Origin of the sequence: Paraglaciecola arctica (assembly GCF_018861065.1) — a bacterium.
In the GTDB taxonomy this organism is placed as follows: domain Bacteria; phylum Pseudomonadota; class Gammaproteobacteria; order Enterobacterales; family Alteromonadaceae; genus Paraglaciecola; species Paraglaciecola arctica_B.
This window is the reverse complement of sequence record NZ_JAHKQO010000019.1, coordinates 166,884-188,692: the sequence shown is the minus strand read 5'-3', so window position 1 is coordinate 188,692 and position 21,809 is coordinate 166,884. Positions and strand designations below refer to the sequence as shown.

The 21,809-nt window shown below is 39.9% G+C and carries 16 protein-coding genes; 8 read left to right on the top strand and 8 right to left on the bottom strand.

Annotated features, from left to right (window positions below; translation table 11 throughout):
• Positions 1–152: 152 nt before the first annotated feature.
• The 4 genes from KO534_RS08325 to KO534_RS08310 are packed head-to-tail and all read left to right on the top strand — an operon-like array spanning position 153 to position 4,546.
• Positions 153–716, top strand: coding sequence for a response regulator (locus KO534_RS08325; protein ID WP_252732022.1), 564 nt, complete (start codon positions 153–155; stop codon positions 714–716).
• A 20-nt stretch (positions 717–736) separates the two neighbouring features.
• Positions 737–1,588, top strand: coding sequence for a phosphate/phosphite/phosphonate ABC transporter substrate-binding protein (locus tag KO534_RS08320; protein WP_252732021.1), 852 nt, complete (start codon positions 737–739; stop codon positions 1,586–1,588).
• A gap of 8 nt (positions 1,589–1,596) precedes the next feature.
• A complete protein-coding gene (locus KO534_RS08315) occupies positions 1,597–3,258 on the top strand; it encodes a HAMP domain-containing sensor histidine kinase (RefSeq protein WP_215929182.1) in 1,662 nt (553 codons plus the stop codon).
• Positions 3,251–4,546 (top strand): response regulator, encoded by a 1,296-nt coding sequence (locus KO534_RS08310; protein ID WP_215929181.1) that lies wholly within the window; start codon positions 3,251–3,253, stop codon positions 4,544–4,546. The genes KO534_RS08315 and KO534_RS08310 overlap by 8 nt, the downstream gene beginning before the upstream one ends.
• A gap of 1 nt (position 4,547) precedes the next feature.
• Here the strand turns inward: KO534_RS08310 and KO534_RS08305 are convergent, their stop codons facing one another.
• Both KO534_RS08305 and KO534_RS08300 read right to left on the bottom strand, forming a co-directional pair.
• Complete coding sequence (locus KO534_RS08305; protein ID WP_252732020.1) at positions 4,548–6,074, bottom strand: sensor histidine kinase; 1,527 nt, start codon at positions 6,072–6,074, stop codon at positions 4,548–4,550.
• Entirely contained in the window at positions 6,071–6,613 is a 543-nt protein-coding gene (locus KO534_RS08300) for a heme NO-binding domain-containing protein (protein WP_215929180.1), read from the bottom strand. The genes KO534_RS08305 and KO534_RS08300 overlap by 4 nt, the downstream gene beginning before the upstream one ends.
• Before the next feature lie 365 nt (positions 6,614–6,978).
• Here KO534_RS08300 and KO534_RS08295 point away from each other — a divergent pair, with 365 nt between their 5' ends.
• Entirely contained in the window at positions 6,979–7,725 is a 747-nt protein-coding gene (locus tag KO534_RS08295; protein ID WP_215929179.1) for a hypothetical protein, read from the top strand.
• A 145-nt stretch (positions 7,726–7,870) separates the two neighbouring features.
• Here the strand turns inward: KO534_RS08295 and KO534_RS08290 are convergent, their stop codons facing one another.
• Together KO534_RS08290 and gshA are read right to left on the bottom strand one after the other, a co-directional pair.
• The gene (locus KO534_RS08290) at positions 7,871–8,515 is read right to left on the bottom strand and encodes a hypothetical protein (protein WP_215929178.1); all 645 of its coding nucleotides are present in this window, start codon (positions 8,513–8,515) and stop codon (positions 7,871–7,873) included.
• A gap of 99 nt (positions 8,516–8,614) precedes the next feature.
• Positions 8,615–10,204, bottom strand: a complete 1,590-nt coding sequence (gene gshA, locus KO534_RS08285; RefSeq protein WP_215929177.1) for a glutamate--cysteine ligase — start codon at positions 10,202–10,204, stop codon at positions 8,615–8,617.
• A 223-nt stretch (positions 10,205–10,427) separates the two neighbouring features.
• Here gshA and KO534_RS08280 point away from each other — a divergent pair, with 223 nt between their 5' ends.
• The 3 genes from KO534_RS08280 to KO534_RS08270 are packed head-to-tail and all read left to right on the top strand — an operon-like array spanning position 10,428 to position 12,606.
• Positions 10,428–10,976 carry an Hpt domain-containing protein gene (locus KO534_RS08280; RefSeq protein ID WP_215929176.1) on the top strand — a complete coding sequence of 183 codons (549 nt, stop codon included), beginning with the start codon at positions 10,428–10,430 and terminating at the stop codon, positions 10,974–10,976.
• Between the two features lie 21 nt (positions 10,977–10,997).
• On the top strand, positions 10,998–11,708 hold the full coding sequence (locus KO534_RS08275) for a TIGR01621 family pseudouridine synthase (RefSeq protein WP_215929175.1): 711 nt from the start codon (positions 10,998–11,000) through the stop codon (positions 11,706–11,708).
• Complete coding sequence (locus KO534_RS08270) at positions 11,698–12,606, top strand: ketopantoate reductase family protein (protein ID WP_215929174.1); 909 nt, start codon at positions 11,698–11,700, stop codon at positions 12,604–12,606. The genes KO534_RS08275 and KO534_RS08270 overlap by 11 nt, the downstream gene beginning before the upstream one ends.
• A gap of 96 nt (positions 12,607–12,702) precedes the next feature.
• On the opposite strand, the gene lysS is transcribed toward KO534_RS08270, so the two are convergent.
• The 4 genes from lysS to KO534_RS08250 all read right to left on the bottom strand — a co-directional run bounded on the left by lysS (position 12,703) and on the right by KO534_RS08250 (position 21,693).
• Positions 12,703–14,247, bottom strand: a complete 1,545-nt coding sequence (gene lysS, locus KO534_RS08265) for a lysine--tRNA ligase (RefSeq protein ID WP_215929173.1) — start codon at positions 14,245–14,247, stop codon at positions 12,703–12,705.
• A gap of 34 nt (positions 14,248–14,281) precedes the next feature.
• Positions 14,282–15,380, bottom strand: a protein-coding gene (prfB, locus tag KO534_RS08260) for a peptide chain release factor 2 (protein WP_215929172.1) whose coding sequence is annotated in 2 segments (ribosomal slippage) — positions 14,282–15,304 and positions 15,306–15,380 — 1,098 coding nt in all. Because the reading frame shifts where the segments join, the coding sequence is not laid out codon by codon here.
• Between the two features lie 86 nt (positions 15,381–15,466).
• Entirely contained in the window at positions 15,467–17,602 is a 2,136-nt protein-coding gene (locus KO534_RS08255) for a winged helix-turn-helix domain-containing protein (RefSeq protein ID WP_215929171.1), read from the bottom strand.
• Positions 17,603–17,865: 263 nt separating this feature from the next.
• Positions 17,866–21,693, bottom strand: a complete 3,828-nt coding sequence (locus KO534_RS08250; protein ID WP_215929170.1) for a hypothetical protein — start codon at positions 21,691–21,693, stop codon at positions 17,866–17,868.
• Between the last annotated feature and the right edge of the window lie 116 nt (positions 21,694–21,809).

The window sequence follows — 21,809 nt, the reverse complement described above, 5'->3', positions numbered from 1 at the left end:
CACCACTCATCAAAACTTTAGTTTAGGTACATCTTTAATTTGGTGATGCAAATATAGCCAATGTCGCAAATGTCGTATATGATACTTTAGTCATATATGCCTCACATGCCTTGTTGTGGTATAAATACATTAATTCAATTAGGAATAACCGAATGTCTAACATTAAATCACTGAGTACAGGTGATATTGCTCAGTATTGTGACGTCAATCTACGAACCGTTATTCGTTGGATTGATAAAGGAAGTTTAAAGGGCTACAAGTTGCCAGGACGTGGCAATAACAGGGTCACTGTAGATAATTTTGTACTTTTTTTAAAAGAGAACAAGATGCCGGTCCCCGCAGAGCTTTTGCCGAATAGTAAGACAGTTTTAGTAGTAGATGATGATAAAAATATGGCGGGAGCCATAAAACGAGTACTGCGAAAAGGAGGTTTTGAGTGTGATACAGCAACTAATGGATTCTTGGCCGGAAGCAAATTAATGCAGCATCGACCGAGTTTGATGACATTAGACTTAACTATGCCTGGATTAAATGGCTTTGAACTTTTAAAACATTTGAGAGCTGATGAACAATTCCGTGATTTGAAAATTCTGGTTATTTCAGCGTTGCAGCAAGAAAGTCTAGATGAAGCCGTCGTATTAGGGGCAAATGCAGTGCTTTCTAAACCATTTAGAAATGATGAGTTACTCAGTGTAGTAAATCAATTGACCCAGTGATCTAACAACGAGGTATTAAAATGTATAAATTAATGTTGTTTATTAGCTTACTAATTGCTGTTCCTTGTGCCGTGGCTGCACAAGACAAAATAATAGCAGCAAAACAAAGCACATTAACCTTTGCCATTGTCCCCCAGCAGTCAGCTGAGCGGTTAGCTGTTCTATGGACGCCGATTCTGCAATTCATTAGTCAACAAAGTGCTTTAGATATTGTATTCGTTACCGCCAAAGACATTCCTACTTTTGAAGAGCGTCTTAAATTAGGTCAATATGACATCGCCTACATGAATCCTTATCACTATGTGGTGTTTAATGAGTCTGCCGGTTACAACGCCTTAGCCAAACAAATTGATAAATCAATTAAGGGAGTCATTGTTGCTAAGAAAGGAAGCAATATTAAGAGCATTCATGACCTTGCCGGGCAACGTTTGGCATTTCCTGCTCCTGCAGCTTTTGCCGCAACAATATTACCTCAAGCTGAACTTCACAAATTGGGTATTACCTACACCCCAACTTACGTCTCTTCACATGATTCAGTTTATTTGAACGTATCACGGGGCTTTTTCCCAGCCGGTGGAGGGATACAGCGAACACTTAACAATATGCCAGTAGAAACTCAATCAATGATAACCACAATTTGGCAAAGTGCTGAATACACACCTCATGCTATAGCCACCCACCCTACACTGGACGTTCAAACTCGTGAAAAAATATTAGCCGCTTTATTAAACATGAGTAATACCGAAGAGGGAGTTAAATTACTCAAAAACATTAATTTTAATGGCTTTGAGTCCGCTGCAGACAAAGATTGGGATGATGTAAGAGCACTACATATTAAAACGTCTATGTCAGTAACGAAAGTTGCGCAATAGGTAACATAATGAATTTTTCATTACGCAATAAAACAATATTAAGCATAGCCTGTATAGAAGCGGCGCTATTGATTATCCTAATATTTACCGCCGTCAATTTTATGCGTGATACTTTGCATCAAGATTTGGTTGATCGATCGTCTACGATCAGCACGTTATTCGCCACTACCACAAAAAACGCCATTTTAACCTATGACTTAGCGTCGTTGGAGACTTACTGTGCAGAACTAATGACCAACCCTGATGTTGCTTATGTCCGATTGGTTAACAGTGAAAACCAAGTTTTAGCTCAAGCAGGCGATGCCAAGTTGCTCGCTCGCCCGTTTATAAAAGATGACAAAGTAGAGTCTGTCAATGATGGAATTTTTGATAATTTTGCAAATATCTCCGAATCGGAACACATATACGGACGCGTAGAGCTTGGTATCGATATCACAAACATTAAACTGTCTATTGATAAGATTCAATCTTGGACCACAAGCATAGCGCTAGTTGAGATGCTATTGGTTGCACTGTTTTCATTTGTATTAGGCAACTATTTGACTAGCCACCTAAACCGCTTACGTATTGCAGCCAGAGAAATATCTCACAATGTAAAAAGTGGAAAATGTAACCACAATCAACTGCCTATTAAAGGAAAAGATGAGCTAGCTGAAGTAACTGAAGCGTTTAATACCCTGATGACAACGTTAGACGCTGAATGTGAACGAAAAGAAAACTATCAAAGAGAATTGGAACTACTAAACCAAACGTTAGAAGAAAAAGTGCAACAACGGACTGTTTTATTAAATCAACGAAACGAGCAGTTACAGCGGTCGAATCAAGAGTTACATTCAGCGCAACAACAACTTATTCACGCCGAAAAAATGGCTTCCATTGGACAACTCGCAGCGGGTGTTGCTCATGAAATTAACAACCCAATAGGTTTCGTCAATAGTAACTTAAGTTCTCTAAAACAATACACAAAGACATATCGCCAACTCTCAGAACAAGTTACGCGACTATTGTCGACTAATGACCCACAGCAGTTAGTTGTCAAACAACAGGCATTATCGCAGTGGATAAAAGATGAAGACCTAACCTTTATCAATGACGATACTGATGAGCTCGTAGCAGAATCAATTGAAGGATTATTGCGAGTAAGAAACATAGTAAAAAATCTTAAACAATTTTCTCGTGCAGAGTCTGATGATAAACAGTGGTGTGACATCAATGATTGTGTGTCGACAACGTTGAATATGGTCAGCAATGAACTTAAGTATCACTGCAATATAGAAAAAAAATATAGCTCGCTACCTAAGGTGTGGATGAATTACGGGAAAATCAGTCAAGTATTAACAAACTTACTGATCAACGCGGGGCAAGCAATTAGTGAACAAGGAAAAATCACCATAGTCACAGAGTTACAAAACAATAAAATTTTAGTGTCGATTAAGGATAACGGCACTGGTATCGCACCTCAAAATCTAAAAAACCTTTTTGATCCGTTTTTTACTACTAAAGAAGTGGGAATAGGCACTGGACTAGGGCTTTCAATTTCCTACGGCATAATCCAAGAACATAATGGCGAAATAACAGTAGCCAGTGAACTCAATAAAGGCAGTTGCTTTTGCATAATATTACCTATTGGCAACAACATCGAGCAAGTTAAGGAGGTTAATAATGACTGATATTAAGCTTGAAACCGATACAGCAATGACAGTGCTTTGTGTGGATGACGAAGTTAATATTCTCAAGTCAATGAAACGTTTATTGTATAAACAAAACTATAACGTATTAGTGGCAGAGGGAGGAGCGGCGGCATTAGATATAATGCATCAGAATACTGTGCACTTGATCATATCTGACATGAAAATGCCCGCTATGTCTGGTGCCGAATTACTTGAAAAAGTAGCGATATCTTATCCAGATAGCTACCGCATCTTATTAACTGGCTATTCAGATATGGAATCAACAATAGATGCCGTAAACAAAGGTAAAATTCATCGGTATTTACAAAAACCTTGGAATAATGAAGAACTCATTCACACCATAGAACAAGGTCTAGCAAAAGTCTCAATGCAATATGAAAATATCAGATTGCAAAAGCTGGTTAAAAAACAAAATCAGCTACTAAAGGGGCTTAATCAAAACCTTGAAGATAAAGTTAAACTGCGCACCAAACAAATCCAATTGGCGATGCAAAGAATTGAACGTAACAATAACGCCACACAAAAAGTGCTATACAATTTCATCAGTATCAACCCGTACCTGAATGGTGGCTTTGCTAACAGTGTCAGTTTGCTAGCGAAGCGCTTAGCTGAAAAACTATCACTTACAAAGCAACAAACTCATGACATATCCTATGCTGCCTTATTATGTGAAATAGGCCTTTTAGGAACAGATTTATCGCTTTATAACAAGCCATATAAAGAACTCAATTATAATCAGCAGCAAGACTATCTAGATCAAATTAGGATCGCTAAATTAGTACTTGCACCAGCCACCCACTTGAATGATGTGTCGGATATTATCACCTGCCAATTCGAACTTCTTAATGGTTCAGGGCCGAATCAATTAGACAGCGAGCACATTCCAATTGGAGCAAAAATTCTAGCCGTCGCAAGAGATTATTGGCGTTATTCTATGGGTCGTATCACACCAGAAAAAATGAACGACGAAGCTATTTTCAGAGAAATGAATAAATTAGTTGGTACACGTTACGCCGCTGATGTGTTGGATATTTTAGTCAACACCGATAATATTGTTTCTGATAAGTTTGTCGAGAACACTATTGCCACCAATGCACTTGTGCCTGGTATGATATTGAAATACAACATATTTACTGCGACCCATATTCTAGTTTTACCTGAAGGGCATATTTTTAGTGAGGCAACTATATCAAAATTAATACAGTTCGAAAAAAGCCAACCCGAACCATTGAGCTTAATAGTTGAGCCTGAAAAAGCAGAAGCTTAGTTTATATGCTCGGGAATAATATAGTAAAGGTTGTACCCACATTGAGCTTTGAATCAACAGACACCTCAGCTCCATGTGCTTCCAAAATTGCGTAAGAAACAGACAAACCTAAACCCGTGCCTTCCCCCACGGGTTTAGTGGTAAAAAAGGGGGTAAATAGTTGCTTAAGTGTTTCTTCATCCATACCGCTGCCAGTATCTGTTATACGTACCACCACTCCTTTTTTATTTTCGCCATAATCAATTGTCAGTAGCCCTGCGGTCTCCATCGCTTGAGCCGCGTTAACAAATAAATTGACAAAAACTTGCTGTAATTGACCTAAATTCCCCAATATTTTGGGGCAAGCATTTGACATTTTATTGTCAATTTTATGTTCGTATTTAAATAGGTTTCCTGCAATCTTAAGGGCAGCGGATATACAAGTATTCAGTGACATTTCGACTAAGGCTTCATCACCGGCATGTGAAAAACCTTTTAAGTTATCTACGATGCCTTTTACTCGCTCTAAGCCCTCTAAATTAGATTGAAGTATGTCTTCAGAGTCTTCTTCAATGTACGTTAAGTCCAGTGTTTGAGAGATTTTTTCAAACAAAGCGGCATCAAGTGTCTGATTTTTATCAAAAGTAGCTTTCAACTCGTTATTAAATGATTTGTAGTCGGCGAGATAATCCTTTAGAACTTCCATATTCGAGCGTACGAAGGCTATAGGGTTATTGATTTCGTGTGCAACACCTGCTGCTAACTGACCTAGGGATGCCATTTTTTCAGACTGAATCAGCTGCCGGCGAGCTTTTTCAAGTTTATTCAAAGAATCTTGAAGTTGAACATTACGTTTTAATATTCGAACATCAGTTAAGCGTCGGCGGACCCCACTCAAGACGTGCTCTCTTGATGTTTTTAATACAGAAAGTACGTCTGGATTGAAAGCTCCAGTTTTAGTTAAAAATACCAACCAGCCAACCTTATCACCGGATAAAGCAAAGTTGGTGTAAAAAAGTGAAGTAAATACCGCGTGTTTTTCGACACAATTGGGTTCAAGATCCAATACGGCCCAAGAGTCTAACACTCTAGATTCTGCAATAGGTAAAGTAGAATGAATGGCTTTTCTAAATTCATCATTGGGCTGCCAACTATCGTCTAGATGCCAAACGTCGTCTGATTTCCCCTTAACCTCTTTACCTTGTTCGCTTGTAATGTAAGCACCGCAACAAGCTGCACAAAAGGTACCTGTCAAGGCCACAACCTTATCAATCATTTCACTGAGTGGTACTTCTGATGCCACCTTACTCGATGTTTGGGCTAAGTATTCGAGCTCTGACTGCTTCTGAGTGGCGGAGGCCAATGCGCTTTTTAATGATTGATTGGCTTCATATATATCCAAAGAATATTTTTCTAGCTGGTTCTCAGCCAAATTACGTGCCTTTTTTTCCCTTTCAGCTTTACGTTCGAGCACTGCGACTCGTTTCTCTAACTCTTCTTTGGACAAGCTCAGTTCTTTAGATAAAGTAGGTTCATTGGATAACGTCAAATTTTCACTACCTCAATAACACAGCGATTATCTCCCTCGTGCTCACATTCCAGCTGAGAGACTGTTATTTGTTGCCCAGTATGCTCTGCTAAACCATGAACTATACCTTCGCAGAAGAAACATAGTTTACGAGGTGATAGGTAATTAAACGACAAAGTGTTTGCGGTTTCAGACAAGAATTCGAACTCGGGCAATAACGCATCTGGATTGAGTTTCTTTACTTCTACATGAATAAAGTCTTGGACTGCATGTAAAAACTCAAATACGTCTTTAAAGTCATGCGCACCTGCAGGAGCAACATTATATAACTCTTTGAAAACCCATTTCCCAAATGCAAATTGTGCGTCTTTGGATGATATATTTTTTTTCTCTACCACTAGTTGAATAAGTGTGAATAACTCTTGATCGTCATAAGTGCCTACAGAGGTATATATGCCTTCACTGGGTAAATCTGCTTCATCGAGCAGTGTATCCCAAAATTCATCTCCCCAAAGCTCTTCAATAAATTCATTAAATTTTACGAACACTATACCTTTCATAAGCAATCTCTTTTGAAAATTTGAAATTAGTATTGGTTACTTTTTTTTAATTTTCCAGTTATTAATTATATATAAATTAATGAGTTACATCAGTATAAATTGGACCCATCACCTTGTTAAGAACCCGCTATCTAGACATATTTGTCAACTCCTACACTAGCGGCTAGCACAAAGAATTAAGTCGCAATATTGAAACACTTAATTACAGGTTACACAGCTACATAAGCTACTCACCTCCCAAAACAAACGTAAACCATTGATTTTATATACAAAAACACACTTGGAATGATTACTGCTATAACTCACTCGATTTAATAAAAATGTCTATATGACTAGCATAAGTGTAACTAAAGTGAGTAATTTCCATGTTTGAGCAAATATCTAACTATTCAACCAGCACCCAAACCACTAACCCTAAGCTCTACGGGCTGAGTAAAATTCTAACTGTGGGTTACGATCAGAACAAAAGTCAGCGTTTACCTAGCAGCCGCTATAGTTTAAAAATTAGTGTCATTGGTCTTGGTACAACAGGTGCTGCAACTGGAATTGGACTAGCGGCTTTGGGTCATAAAGTGATAGCGGTTGACCATGATCACCGCAAAGTTAATGCGGTTAACCAAGGCCGCGTGTCTTCGGTTGATCTCAAACTCAAAGCACTACTTAAGCAAGTGCGCAGACTAAACAACCTAGTCGCATCATGCGATATGCATCACGCAATATTAAGCTCTGAAGTCACAATGTTATGTACTGGCAATAGTAGTATTCAAAAACCGACTTCTAACTTGAACCTTATGAATTCTGCGCTACAACAAATATCTGCAACTTTGAGTTCAAAACAAGAGTTTCACTTATTGGTTATTTGTCAGACAACTGCGGATGCCGATTTTCAGCGTTTTGTTAGTCTTGAACTAGAATACAATACTGGTAAAACCTTAGGTAAGGACTTTGGATTGTGTTTTATGCCACTAGAACTTAAAGCACATCAAGAAATAAGTGATTTTTATTCACTGCCAAATATGACGGTTAGCATTAGCGATCCAAGAAGTGAAAAATTGGTCAAGAAACTATTTAATGGGTTCAAGAATAAAATAAAATACCTCAGAGTTGTTTGAGGTAAATAGATTAGCTGACTATAAAACCTTTACCATGTAGATACACAAACAGCGCGGGTTATACAATGTAGTACAGAGCAATAAACTTCCTAAGCAATATCTGCGTAACTTTGAGACTGGCGCTGCACTACATTTTATCGAATGATTAACTAAATAGCCTCCAAAACCAGCCTTTAGACAACTCTTCTTCGCAAGTTTTGAGTTGGGTCGCATATCTCAGAGCTCGTGCATTAACGGTTTTTGCTACGTCCTTCAACCATGCTTTGTTATTATGACTGCCGCGGCTATACCCGCCCCACCCTTCATGATAGTTAAGGTACTGCAATTCAGCATTCCATTTAGACACCCCGTTGACTTTATTGGTTTTGCTAATAAACCATCCCATAAAATCCATGGCATCGCTAAAATCTGAACGTTCAGCCCAAGAGTTATCGGTTTCTCGTTTATAGTCATCCCAAGTCGGAGTTTTTGCTTGTGAATAACCATAGGCACTACTCACATGCCCCCAAGGTATTAACCCAAAAAAGAAGTAATCTTTCGGAGGACGAGCTTTCGCTTTAAATGAACTTTCTTGGTACATAATCGACATAGGTACGTGAATTGGTACCCCCCATTTTTCTCTCATGTCGGTCGCCGTCTCGAACCAGTCTCGCTTTTCGGTAAAAATATCACAAATGTTACTAATATTTTGGGGAGGAGTGGTAGTGCAAGCCCCTAAAAATAAGGTGCTAACCATTGTGATAAAAACAACAACAAAAATATGCTGTTTCTTTGTGAACTTTTTATTCATATCCTACTCTTAATTAACGTGTTCTAGTTATTATGTGTTTTCCCTGGTAGTAGCTTTGAAGCCTGATTTTTATCAGGCTTTTTTTTTTAAAGGTTTAGATCAAACATCTGCAACCGAAAAATAACTACTTAGAAAATCGTCAAACGAAACTTTATCTTGCTGTTCAATAATATGTTGTTTTTCAATTGACAATCTGGCGTGCTCAGCCAAAACTTCAGCGTCCATAAATTGATAGTCAGACTCTAGCAGTTGTTTTTTATAGTCTTCTGCCAAAGCTAATCCTAAGGTTCCATTGTCACATTCTTGACTGACTAATTGGTGTAAGATTTTGGCGGAAGGGGTCAAACTGGGATCGAGTATTTTTTGTTTTTCAAGCTGCAACGCAGTTGTAAACTTATCAGTATTATTTGCTTCATCAAGCACCAAAGCCACTTTATGCATATCAGTGAACAACTGCAGAGCCCAAGTCGTTAAGCCCAGAGATTGCCCTTCATTAGAGAGCATAATTTGAGGATCACGACCGTGATCTACCACCGCACGTAAATTCAACTCTGTTTCATGGTATTGCTCTGCATCCATCATTTCACTTGGATGAGTAACACAATACAACAAAAAAACATCAAGAAAGTAGAATTGATTTTCTTCAATACCAATAGCACTAAATGGATTAACGTCTAGTGCTCGAACCTCGATGTAGCTTACGCCTCTTTTATCCAGCGCCACAGAAGGTTTTTCTAATGGCAAAGTGGGTTGTTTGGGTCGAATAGGAGAATACAATTCGTTCTCAATTTGCAACACATTGGCATTTAATTGCTGATACTTTCCGTCCTTTTTACCCGCAAATTTTTGGTAAACTGCAGAAGGCAGGTTAATTGCGGATCTTAAAGAAGCAATATACGAATCGACTTGGTTATAACAAATATTTAAACCAGACTGGGCGCTATTGGTATATCCCAAATCACTCATTCTAAGTGAGGTAGCATACTGCAGGTAAAAAGTGCCCTTTCCTAATTTTTTGAAAGGTAATTTAGTTTCTTTGCCTTTGATAAATGAACCACAAATTGCAGGAGATGCACCATACAAAAATGGGATCAACCAACAAAAACGACGGTAGTTTCTAATTAAAGCAAAATACCCAGCAGAAATTGCGTCTTTATCGGCCTGCTCCCCTGTAGTTTTTTCTAGCCAATTTTGCCAAAATTCATCAGGAAGTGAAAAATTGAAATGCACCCCTGAAATAGCCTGCATCATACTCCCATAGCGGTTTTTTAAGCCTACCCGATAGAGCGTTTTCATTTTTCCTACATTTGACGAGCCAAAGTTAGCCAAAGGGATAGCGTCTTGATTCTCTATGAAACAAGGCATACTCATGGGCCATAATCGTTCATCGCCTATATTAGAAACCGTAAATTTATGCACGTCAGTTAATTGTGCGATGGTTTTTTGCACTGACACTTCTGGCGGTGTAATGAATTCCAACAAAGATTCGGAAAAATCAGTAGTAATGAAGTCATGGGTCAACGCCGAACCCAATGCCTTTTGATGTGGACTCTGCGCCAAACCACCGTCAGGGTTAATACGTAAGGTTTCACGCTCCACGCCGTGACGAATTGCAGTTAAAGTTTGTGCAACTGCTTGGCCCTGTAATACTTTTAAACGTTCTACAAAAGATGTCTGTTTTACTTGCAAAATACCATCCAACTAAAAAAGAAAAACTACTTATGGGTTGTAGTCTACCTGCTGTTTATAAATAAAGTAACTAGGGACTGTTTATCTTCCCAATATAGTCTGCAATTGGAACCTAATTCGACCCGTTATCTCAGCAAAATATTTCGAGTATCTAATTCAGCAATTTATTTGTTAGAATACCTAAGATGATAAAAAGCCGAACTACTTTGAAGGAATCGCCATTTTGACAGGCTCTGATACAGACATTTTTGATACCCAGTTTGCCATGAACCAATTTAGTGGTAATCAATCGTTACTTGTAAAAATTTTAGATAAATTTATTAAGCAATATCAACATTTTGATACTTTGCTAAAAGACTCTATACACCAACAAGATTATAGTGCTGCCAAATTAGAAGTGCATACTGTAAAAGGTGTCAGTGGCAATATTGGCTTGAAGGCATTGCACATTGCTTGTAAAGAGTTTGAAGGCGATTTAGCTAATCAAACAACCGAGCATTCTCTCGATAAATTCTTGAATGTACTTGAGCAAACATTAACTCTAGTGAAAAACTATTCAGCTGAAAATAATGGCGAAGCCACCGCAGATGTTGAGCCTGAACAAGATGACAAAGCAATACTAATCGCAGCCTTAAAACGCAGTGAGTTTATTTCTGATAGTAAAATGAAGAACTTCGGTCCGTCTTTAAATTTGTCTGCCGAAAAACTTGAAGAGCTTAAACTTGCAATTGATAATTTGGACTATGATCGCGCGTTACAATTGTTAGAGTAGTAATAGGTCTTGATAGATTCGATGTCGGCTTCGATAGAAGTATTGTTCGACCACCCAGATTTTGTAATAGTCAATAAACCTTATGCTATTTCAGTACAAAATGAAACGCAGCAATCCGGCATTTTACCCATGCTTTGCCAACAACTTAACGTTGAAAAATTATGGCTGGTACATAGATTAGACAAGATCACTTCAGGGATATTGATTCTCGCAAAAAACCCAGAGGCAGCGAGTGTTTTTGGTCATTTGTTCGAGCATAAACACATAGAAAAATACTATCTAGCGCTCTCGTCCAAAAAACCTAAGAAAAAACAAGGTACCGTCACAGGCGGCATGAAAAAAGTCCGAGACGGAAAGTGGATGTTAGACACCAGTAAAACGTCAGCTGCGGTCAGCCAATTTTTTAGTTTTGCGACTTCTCCAGGTCTTAGGTTATTTTTGGTCAAACCGCTTACCGGTAAAACCCATCAAATTCGGGTGGCCTTAAAAAGCATTGGCAGTCCAATACTAGGGGATAGTCTGTACAAAGGCGAAAGCTCTGACCGCACCTACCTACACGCTTATTGCATACGATTCGCCTATCAACAACAACCTATTTGTGTGATGTGCCCACCTACTATTGGCAAGGTATTTTTGAGGGCTGAGACTCAACAGCAAATTGCAAAATTAACAACGCCTTGGGCATTAAATTGGCCCGTCAATAAATATTATCAACGCGATCATGCTCAATAGTGCCCCCGTTACGCGCCCCAAACTAGCCATTGTTGGTAGCGGAGCCATAGGTGGGTTAATCGGCTTTAAATGCCAGCAACTTGGCTATGATTATCAACATTTAGTTAAATCACAGCAATCACCATTACAGGTGACAGATATATCTGGCGTATCCCATTGTTTGACGCCTGAAATATCACTCATCAGTGAACCACAGCCATTTGACTTACTGATATTACCGGTCAAAGCCTATCAAGTATTGGTAGTGCTCGAGCAGTTGCATTCATACATACAACCTCAGCACATAATAGTGCTGCTACATAACGGTATGGGCACTGTAGAACAAGTAAGAGAAATGTTACCTAACAACCCATTGATTGCTGCGACCACTAGTTACGGGGCATTTAAACCTGATACAAATACCCTAATAGAGACGGGACTAGGGCAGACTCATTTGGGATGGATAAATGACGTTGATGAATCTGTAAAACACGCTATTGAGCCGATACTTTCAGCACTTCTTCCACCTAGTCATTGGCATCAAGATATCAGTTTGGCGCTGTGGAAAAAACTAGCAGTTAATGCAGTGATTAACCCACTTACTGCCATTCACAACATCAAAAATGGCGAACTTAAGAACCCTAAATATCAAGAAACTATCAACAGAATTTGTGAAGAAATTACCAGAGTGATGGATGCCGCCGGTTATTCAGTTAGTCACGCTGAACTAGTTAAAAATGTGTTACAGGTAATCAGCGCGACTGCTAATAATTATTCCTCAATGCATCAAGATATTAAACTGAGGCGTCGTAGTGAAATAGCCTTTATAAATGGTTATGTCAGCGCCCAAGCTACAAAATCACACATCGAGGTGCCTTATAACCAACGAATGTTTGAACAAATAAAGCGGCTCGAATAACTACTACCGCGAATGTTTAAATTGACTGAACTAAATGTCGATTCCTAACAACAAAAAAAGGACGCCGTAGCGTCCTTTTTAAGGTGATTCTGCTAATTATTCTGCTGGTACTTCTGGCTTCATATGCGGGAACAAAATTACGTCTTTAATAGTTGGGCTGTCTGTAAACAACATTACCAAACGATCGATACCAATGCCTTCACCAGCGGTTGGAGGGAGGCCGTATTCCAAGGCACGAATGTAATCTTCATCAAAGTGCATGGCTTCATCGTCACCAGCATCTTTCTCTTCAACTTGCTTTCGAAAACGCTCGGCTTGGTCTTCTGAATCATTTAACTCCGAGAAACCATTTGCTAACTCACGTCCGCCCACAAAAAATTCGAAACGGTCAGTGACAAAACTGTCCTCGTCGTTTCTACGGGCCAGTGGTGAAACTTCCCAAGGATATGCCGTAATGAAGGTAGGTTGATCAAGTTTTTCTTCAGCCGTCGCTTCAAAAATTTCACATAGATATTTCCCTGCACCCCAAATTCCGTCTACTTCCGGCTCTTTGATGTGTAACTGTTTAGCCATGGCTTTTAATTCTGGCAAATGGTTTTCAGGATCATTAATTGCTTCGACATTGGCTTGCGGCCAGTATTTAATGACCGCTTCATTCATAGTTAAACGCGCAAAAGGTTTCCCAAAGTCGTAGTTCACTTCACTAACCACATTGCCTTCAGCGTCTTTAGTAGTATTTTTAACTATGCTAGTACCCAGTACATCCTGCGCTAATTTTCGTAACATTTCTTCAGTTAGGTTCATTAGATCATGATAATCAGCGTACGACTGATAAAACTCTAACATGGTAAATTCCGGATTATGTCGGGTCGACAATCCTTCATTTCTGAAATTGCGGTTTATTTCAAAAACACGCTCAATTCCCCCTACCACTAAACGCTTTAAGTACAGCTCTGGGGCTATCCGCAAGTACATATCAATATCAAGAGCGTTATGATGAGTAGTGAAAGGTTTGGCTGTTGCGCCGCCAGGTATTACCTGCAACATCGGAGTTTCAACTTCCATAAAATTGCGTTCGGTTAAAAAGTTTCGAATACCACTGACTATTTTACTGCGAATAACAAAAGTATCTCGGGTTTGTTGGTTAGTGATCAAATCCACATAACGTTGACGATATTTCGTTTCTTGATCGGCTAAACCATGGAACTTTTCTGGCAGCGGACGTAATGACTTAGTTAATAGTTGGTATTCAGACATGTTTACATACAAATCACCTTTTCCTGATTTGTGTAACTCGCCTTTTACTCCAATAATGTCGCCAATATCTAAACTACCGTATCGTTCTTTGATATCTTTTTGAGTATCTTTAGACGCATAAGACTGTATGCGACCCGTCATATCTTGCAATGACAAAAACGGACCACGTTTAGCCAAAATTCGCCCAGCAATACTCACTACTTTTCCTAGCTCTTCTAATGCCGGTTTTTCATAGTCACCAAAAGCTTGCTGCAATTCATCACTGTAAAATTCACGACGAAAGGTATTGGGAAAACCATTGGATTCGCAGTTTTCTCTTATTTGAGAAAGCTTAGCGCGGCGCTCTGCAATCAACTTATTTTCATCTTGTGTTTGTTCGGTCATCAACTTTCCTGATATTTCTTTGCTGAGTAAGGTATTACAGACCAGATTTTAAGCTGGCTTGAATAAATTTGTCTAAATCGCCGTCTAATACGGCTTGTGTATTGTGGCTTTCCACCCCAGTACGTAAATCTTTTATGCGTGAATCATCTAATACATATGAGCGAATTTGGCTTCCCCAACCTATGTCGGATTTGCCATCTTCCATGATTTGTTTTTCTTCATTCTGTTTAAGCATCTCATGTTCATACAGCTTGGCCTTTAACTGTTTCATAGCCTGTGCTTTGTTTTTATGCTGTGAACGGTCATTTTGACACTGCACCACTATATTAGTGGGTTCATGAGTAATCCGCACAGCTGAGTCGGTACGGTTGACGTGTTGTCCACCTGCCCCTGAAGCGCGATAGGTATCGATGCGTAATTCTGAGGGATCAATTTCAATCTCAATATCGTCATCCACTTCTGGATAAGCAAAAACCGAGGCGAAAGAGGTATGCCTGCGACTACCAGAATCAAACGGCGATTTTCTGACTAAACGATGTACACCTGTTTCAGTGCGGATCCAACCAAAGGCATACTCACCGCTAAACTTAATCGTAGCACTTTTGATACCGGCTACATCGCCGTCAGAAACTTCAATTAATTCTGTTTTAAATCCATGGGCTTCGCCCCAACGTAAATACATGCGCAGTAACATGTTGGCCCAATCTTGAGCTTCTGTACCACCCGAGCCAGACTGAATATCTATATACCCATAATTGGCGTCATTGGGGCCAGAGAACATGCGCCTAAACTCAAGCACTTCGAGCTTTTTCATCAATTCGGCTAATTCAGACTGGGCTTCATCAAAGGTATCTTGATCTTCAGCTTCAACAGCTAGTTCAACTAATCCTTCGACGTCTTCACTGCCCTGCTCTAATAATTCTATAGTTTCAACGACCAATTCAAGGGCGACTTTTTCTTTACCTAAAGCTTGTGCACGCTCAGGTTGATTCCACACATCCGGACTTTCTAATTCGCGATTCACTTCTTCAAGACGTTCTTTCTTTTGATCATAGTCAAAGATACCCCCGAAGCGATTCAGCACGTTGTTTTATATCTGCTAGCGCATTGTGTATAGGGTTGATTTCAAACATAAATATTAAGACTGAGATTCGAATAAAAGGACGCGGATTTTAGCGGATTTTGAGGCTAATTAACACTGTGAATTTCAGTATAAAAATTACTTAAAAGCAGGGTCTGTATTTATCAACCAGACTAGCGGCCATTTAAGCTGTTTAATCTCAGTTACTAGATGTTGTGCTTTGTGTGGCTTGCCAACCAATAAAGCGTATTTCGCTTTCAAAAGCATAGCACCTGGCACAATATGTTTGTCTAATTGCAATTCATCCAGATTTTGTTTTAGTAAAGCGACGTTTTCATTAGCTTTATCAAGTTGTCCCAGTTTTTGATAACAATAGGCCATATTAGCAATATGAGATATTCCAATAGCTGCATTATGAAAACTTCCACGGAAGTTAAAATTAGGATGTTGATTAAATAGACTTTCATATAATTGAATGGCTTTAGCGCAATGATTAAGCTGATATGCAGCCATAGCACTGGCAACTTTTATGTTTGGATTATTAGGATTTTGACTTAAGACCGTTTGCAAAACTTGCTCCCATTCCACAGCTTCACCTGATCGCAGCTTAACTAAATGAAGTGCATTTAAATCCACGGTAGGATCGTTTACAAATGATTCAGAAAAAAAGCTGACGGCTTTATCTATTTCATCATTCCAAACATATTGCACGGCCCAAGCACTGCGTAAATAACTATTAGTTGCAGGTATATGCTGGCTAACTTGTTCCATAAGTGTTTGCGCTTCATCCATCCTATTTGTGAGTCGATAAAAATTAGCCAAACCTAAACCACAACCCAAATATTTCGGGAAAAGCAGCATGCAATGTTGAAATTGGCGTAGTGCTTTATTCAAATGGCCGATGGACGTGAGACCGTCTGCCACAGCAAAATTACTAATCGCTGAAAAAGGATTAACTGACAAAGCTGCGCGATGATGAATCAATGCTTCCTTTTTTCTACCTTGCTGCCAGTACATAAACCCCATATTATGCCTAACAACCGCTGAATTAGGGTTAAGACTAAGGGCGCGATTAAATGCTTGTTCAGCCAACACAAAGTCGTCGCTATAAATGTAATATAATCCACTTGCAGCATATGCTTCGGCCAATTCAGGATCTATCTCTAGAGCATGTTCTATCGCTTGTAACGCCTTGACTTTAACTTGTTCTAACGGCACACCTTTGTATTGATGCAATAACAAATAGTTAAATGCGACTGCTGCATGGGCTAATGCATATTCCGGTGACAACTCTACCGCTTGTTGAAATTCTTTTAACGCTAGTTCGTAACCTTCAGATGTTCCCTTAGTATTAAGCGCTCGACCACGTAAATAATGTATATAAGCGTCACCAGAGTTTGGATGAATACGTATTTGTTTTTGCGAAACAAAGGATTGTTTGTGGCTAACCGACTCAACCACGGCATCGCTTATATCTTGTTGTAAACTAAATATATTACCATCAACTGCATTGAACACTTTTGACCATAAATGTGTACCGTCGGTGGCTTTAATAAGTTGCATGGTTATACGCAACATATTTTGTTCTTTACGCACAGAACCTTCTAATATCCACGCCACCTTTAACTGATCCGCTATAGCATTGATACTTGCATTTTTATCGCGAAACGAAAACGAAGATGTCCGTGAAATCACTTTTACATCAGGTACAACAGTCAACTGATGTATTATTTCTTCGGCTAACCCATCAGCAAAATACCGGGTTGTCTCTTGACCATCAAAGACATCAAAGGGTAAAACAGCAATTGAAGACTCAATGTTAAGCTGGTCATCCTTTATGACGAATGCGCTAAAACTCCAAATGAATATTACAGAAATTAACGCTAAAGCTCCTAAAGCGTAATAAGAGCGATTTCTAACACTTTCTACGCTTTTTTCGGTAGCAGCGCTTTTACTTTCAAGCCACTCAACTTTTGGGACAAGTCGATAACCTTTCTTCGGGCGTGTATCGATATATTGAGGGTTTTCAGGATCATCGTCTAAGGTTTTTCGCAGCAAAGAAATCAAGTTATACAGTGAATGATCGGCAACAAAACGACCATGCCATATGGTCTCTTGAATTTGTTGTCTCGAGACTAACTCGCCATCCGCCTTAGCAAGGATAATTAAAAGCTCCATTGCTTTTGGCTCAATATGCTTTTCGTTACCGTCAAAGCACAACAAATTATCTGCTGGGCGAGCGACCCAGTTGCCAAACTTAAAAAACGCGGCCATTTAGCGTCGCACCATAATATAGAAATCTCTTAATACCTAGAGTATTAAAGATAAACAATTATAGGAAACAGATCACATCATGGAAGGAAAATTACCTGAATTAAATGAGTATTTGGATATGCATAAAACCGAACGGGTATATATCCTAGACAGCATGAAATAATATATTCAAAACCGACCTGAAAATGCCTATCTTCTGGAGGACAAACATTCTCAAGTCATTGTAGGTAAAAAGTTACACCATTCTTGATAAGCAAAGGGTGTTAATTTATGGTGGCCGTTTGCTCTGCTTCAAACTCCCACGCCCCAGATAATAACGATGTGGTACCTTTGACGGTAATTGTCATTGACTCTTCATCAGTCCTGGTTATGGTTGAGTGCATATTAAGTGCAGGATGAATATGTCCTGTGTCAGGTACCGCAGATCCATTAGAAACACTTATTGCCACTGTCACTATTTTACCCGCCAATGGAGGGTTTGCTCCGATAGCTAAACCTCCATGTAAGGTTAAATCAAATTGTTCACTGTTTGCCAATGGTTCTCCTCCGTTATCTAAAGGGCCACTTAAAACAACATGAATAGGATTTATTTGATTATTACCACTAGCATCAAATACTCCCTCGGGATCATCTCCATCCCCTAACCCAAGTGAATCTGCTGTCGCAATCCAATTTAAAACGTCACTGATATAGTCCAAATCATTATTGGCTTCCATTTGCCCATAAGCGACTTTAATCGCATTTTTCAGCCCAAAAGTAATCAATGTATTTGCATCACCATGAAGGTCTTGCATTTGTGATGCGTCTTCATCAACTCCCATTTGTGATGTTAAAGCTAACCATTGAAGATATTGACCAATGGCTGAGTTAAGGTATTGCTCATTATGCCGAGCATAAATCAGTAATGGTACCACACTGTCCCGATACCACACTTCGAGTTGCTCGGTGATGGCATCCATGTCTGGCATCGAATTACCTTGTCCTGCAGCACTAAGAATGTTGATTAATTCCTGTTCTACATTCTCTTGAATTTCCGTTGGTAACACTGGCGCATTTGATACTTGCCCCGGCGCGGCGAAAGTACTGGGATCTAATTCCGGGCGCCAAGGTTGTGCAGGAATTACGCTAGGTCGAGATGTCGTCTCGCTTGAACCTGACGGGTTCGACGAAGTTGGAATACCCCACGCATTTTTTGTTGCGTCCTGTACATCTGCTGATTTGCCTTGTGATTTTTCAATGGCAGATGTTGCTGCGCTTGAAACTGTAGGATTACTTGGTGGTTTAGCCGCTTGAGCGGGAGCCTTACTCATTAGTTGTTGAGCCAAAGAAGCAACGGTTTTGCCAATATCGGTAGCAGAAGACAATGTTTTGCTGGCAGCATCACCTGTCATGCCAGCTGCTGAGTTGGCGGTACTCGCCGCAAGGTCTGCCAATCCTCCAAGAATTTTAGTCAGTTGACCAGATTTCGACATATCACGGAACATATCGCCGTTTTGTAATGCCCCAAGCACACTTGCTAAACCAACCGAGTTTTGAAACTCTGGGGCTGATGCCATCGAAAGACTGGCATTAGGTACAACAGGATCAGTGGGCAGAGGTGTCTCATTTCGAGGCGCAGTTGAAATCGGTAAAATTTGCGGTGCTTGGTGCGGAATGGGCGAATCTTGCCAATTCCAGTAACGTTCAGGGTCAACATATTCAGCAGCGTTAGAACGCCCAAGAACGGCCTCAGAAAAAACACCTGCACCAGGTAGATAAACAGAATTACATACTGAAAGATCATTCAAATCGTCTTCAAATCTATTTTTAAGCGCTGATGGCCATAAAAGTAATGAAAATAAATCAAGCAATGTGTCTGAGTCGGCCGATTGTATTAGGCTGGATATCTGTTGAACCACATCCAGTTCGGAAATCTTTTCGAATATATAACTAAGAATAGCTTGATCCACTCCATGGCTTTCGTCGTCACTATCGGCTTTAATTTTCTCGAAGAATTTTTTTATATTCTCAATATTGTATGTTTTCATTCGCAACAAAACACTGTCGCCAGAAATCCCAATAGGCGTGGTATGAGCTACCGCATGTAAAGGAATTTGGCCTTGTTCACCCGCGCTATCGCCTCCGATTATAAGACGATCTAAAATCCATGTTAATCTACCCATCTCCATTCCAGACAAGATAATCATAGTGAATCGGTATGGCTCTCGCTTAACAGCTGCCAACACTTGCTCTTTCCATTGTGCAAGCTGTGCGAGTAACGCTTCATGTGCCGCTTCACCGTCTATATTGGCTTGTATCGCCTCTTCATATTCAGCAAGCGCAGTTAAGTAATTTTGATTTGCTGATTCATTGTCACTTATTTGTTCTGATAGAGGATCCCAAGGATAAGTTTTTGAGCCATGCCCTGACGAGGTATAAGGCAATTGTGCGTTTGAAACAATATATTCACCTTCAAAAACTTTTACCACTGGTTCGTAACTACCACTAGCCGTCAATAAATTAATTTCAACGCCATTGCTATCAAAAATATCTATCGCCGAATTGACGGTAACTTTTACGCTTGTTATTGCAAACGCATCATCAACTCTATTGAACTTTGCAATAAAAACTGTTCGTGAATTATCTTGGTCGTGTAGTCGAATAACGTTAAAAGGAATAATAAAATGATCGTTTACTTTTATTTTCAGCTCTGCGGTTAGCGTGGAATCATCAAAACCCAAAGTGAGCAAATCAAGCCACTCCATATCCCATAACACCTCCAATCTAAGGTCAAAGCTCGGACTCGTCTTCACGACTAACGCTTCTGGAGCCAAAGGTTCATCCGGTATATCAGCCGGCACGAACTCGTCTGGGGGCGGCTCGACAAAAACATGATCTCCTTTCGTTTTTAAATCCTCGGAAAGTCCCTGTCGAATAGAGTCCCAAAATTCATCAACTAACTCCTCCTTATCTAAAGGTAGTGCGCCAAAGGGTAAATATAAAATGGGCGCGGTGTTTTGTAATTCTGTCACCGTATCGTAGCTATGGAGTATTTCGTAATACTCCATATTTAGCGCATGCATATGGTTATAATTGGTAATGTTAGACGTGCGTACTCCCAAGGTTTCTTGTTGTATATCTTCGGTAACAACGGTAGACCAAAGGGAGCGAATAAGGGCTGACTGTTGGCTAGTAGACTGGGCAATACGCTGATTGGTTTGCGCCATAATATCGCGATCACCTTCGCTTTCGGATTCAATCATACCTATGGCTTGCGCTCCTGCGAACACTAAACCACCAGCAATTACACCGGCTCCCGCCCCTATTGCTGCACCAACAGCGGTGCCTACTCCTGGTTCAACCAAGGTACCCACTACACCTCCACCGACTCCACCCACTAATGCTCCTGCTGCAACAAATGCTCCTCCTGTTACCAATGTATTGGCTTCAGTTTTCGTTTTACCCGCTTGGTGTTCGAGGGCGACAGCAGTTGCCACTTCTTGTAAAGCTAGATTGTGGTCTTGGTTACTTATTAACTGCTCGTTAGCTTGTGTGTCTTCTTGACGCCGACCTTGTTGACGACGACGTAAATCAATCACCGCAATATTACGCGATTCTCCCGGAGCCAACGACAAACTGTAAACCACTTCGCCCAGTGCAGTACCTTTGCTTTTCCATTTTTGAAGATGAGACGCTAAGTAACCTAAATGCAAGACTGGACAAGGATTACGACTGAATATATTAATCAACGGATCGTCATTAGGCTTCTCACCATAATGTTTTTTAGATGCACCGCAGCTATCATTAAAACTAATGGATAAGGCGCGTAAATCTTTCTCCCGAATAAATGTGGAATAGCGATGAGAATGCACAGCAGTGCCTACCATCTTAGGTAACAATTCCTCAGGAGCAGAAGGCCGTTCGCAGAATCGATGATGACAACCCAAACTTGGATTGATTGATGCCCCAACTTGCGGACTATCTTTGACATTTGCATCATTTCTGCCATGAGATGCAGCCGATGCCCCAGCGGCTATTTGGTTAAGATCGATTTCTTTTTTTAATGGGCGACTGAAATCAGTAGCTGTCGTTTGTGCTCGATGAGTTGGCATAAAATATTCCTTTTTGTACCAAGCCAATATTTAATTTAACAAAACTGACTGTGGCCAAGTTCAATTTGGCTTTAAGTACTATTCAGATGACTTCCCTGCTACATCAGCGCTAAAAC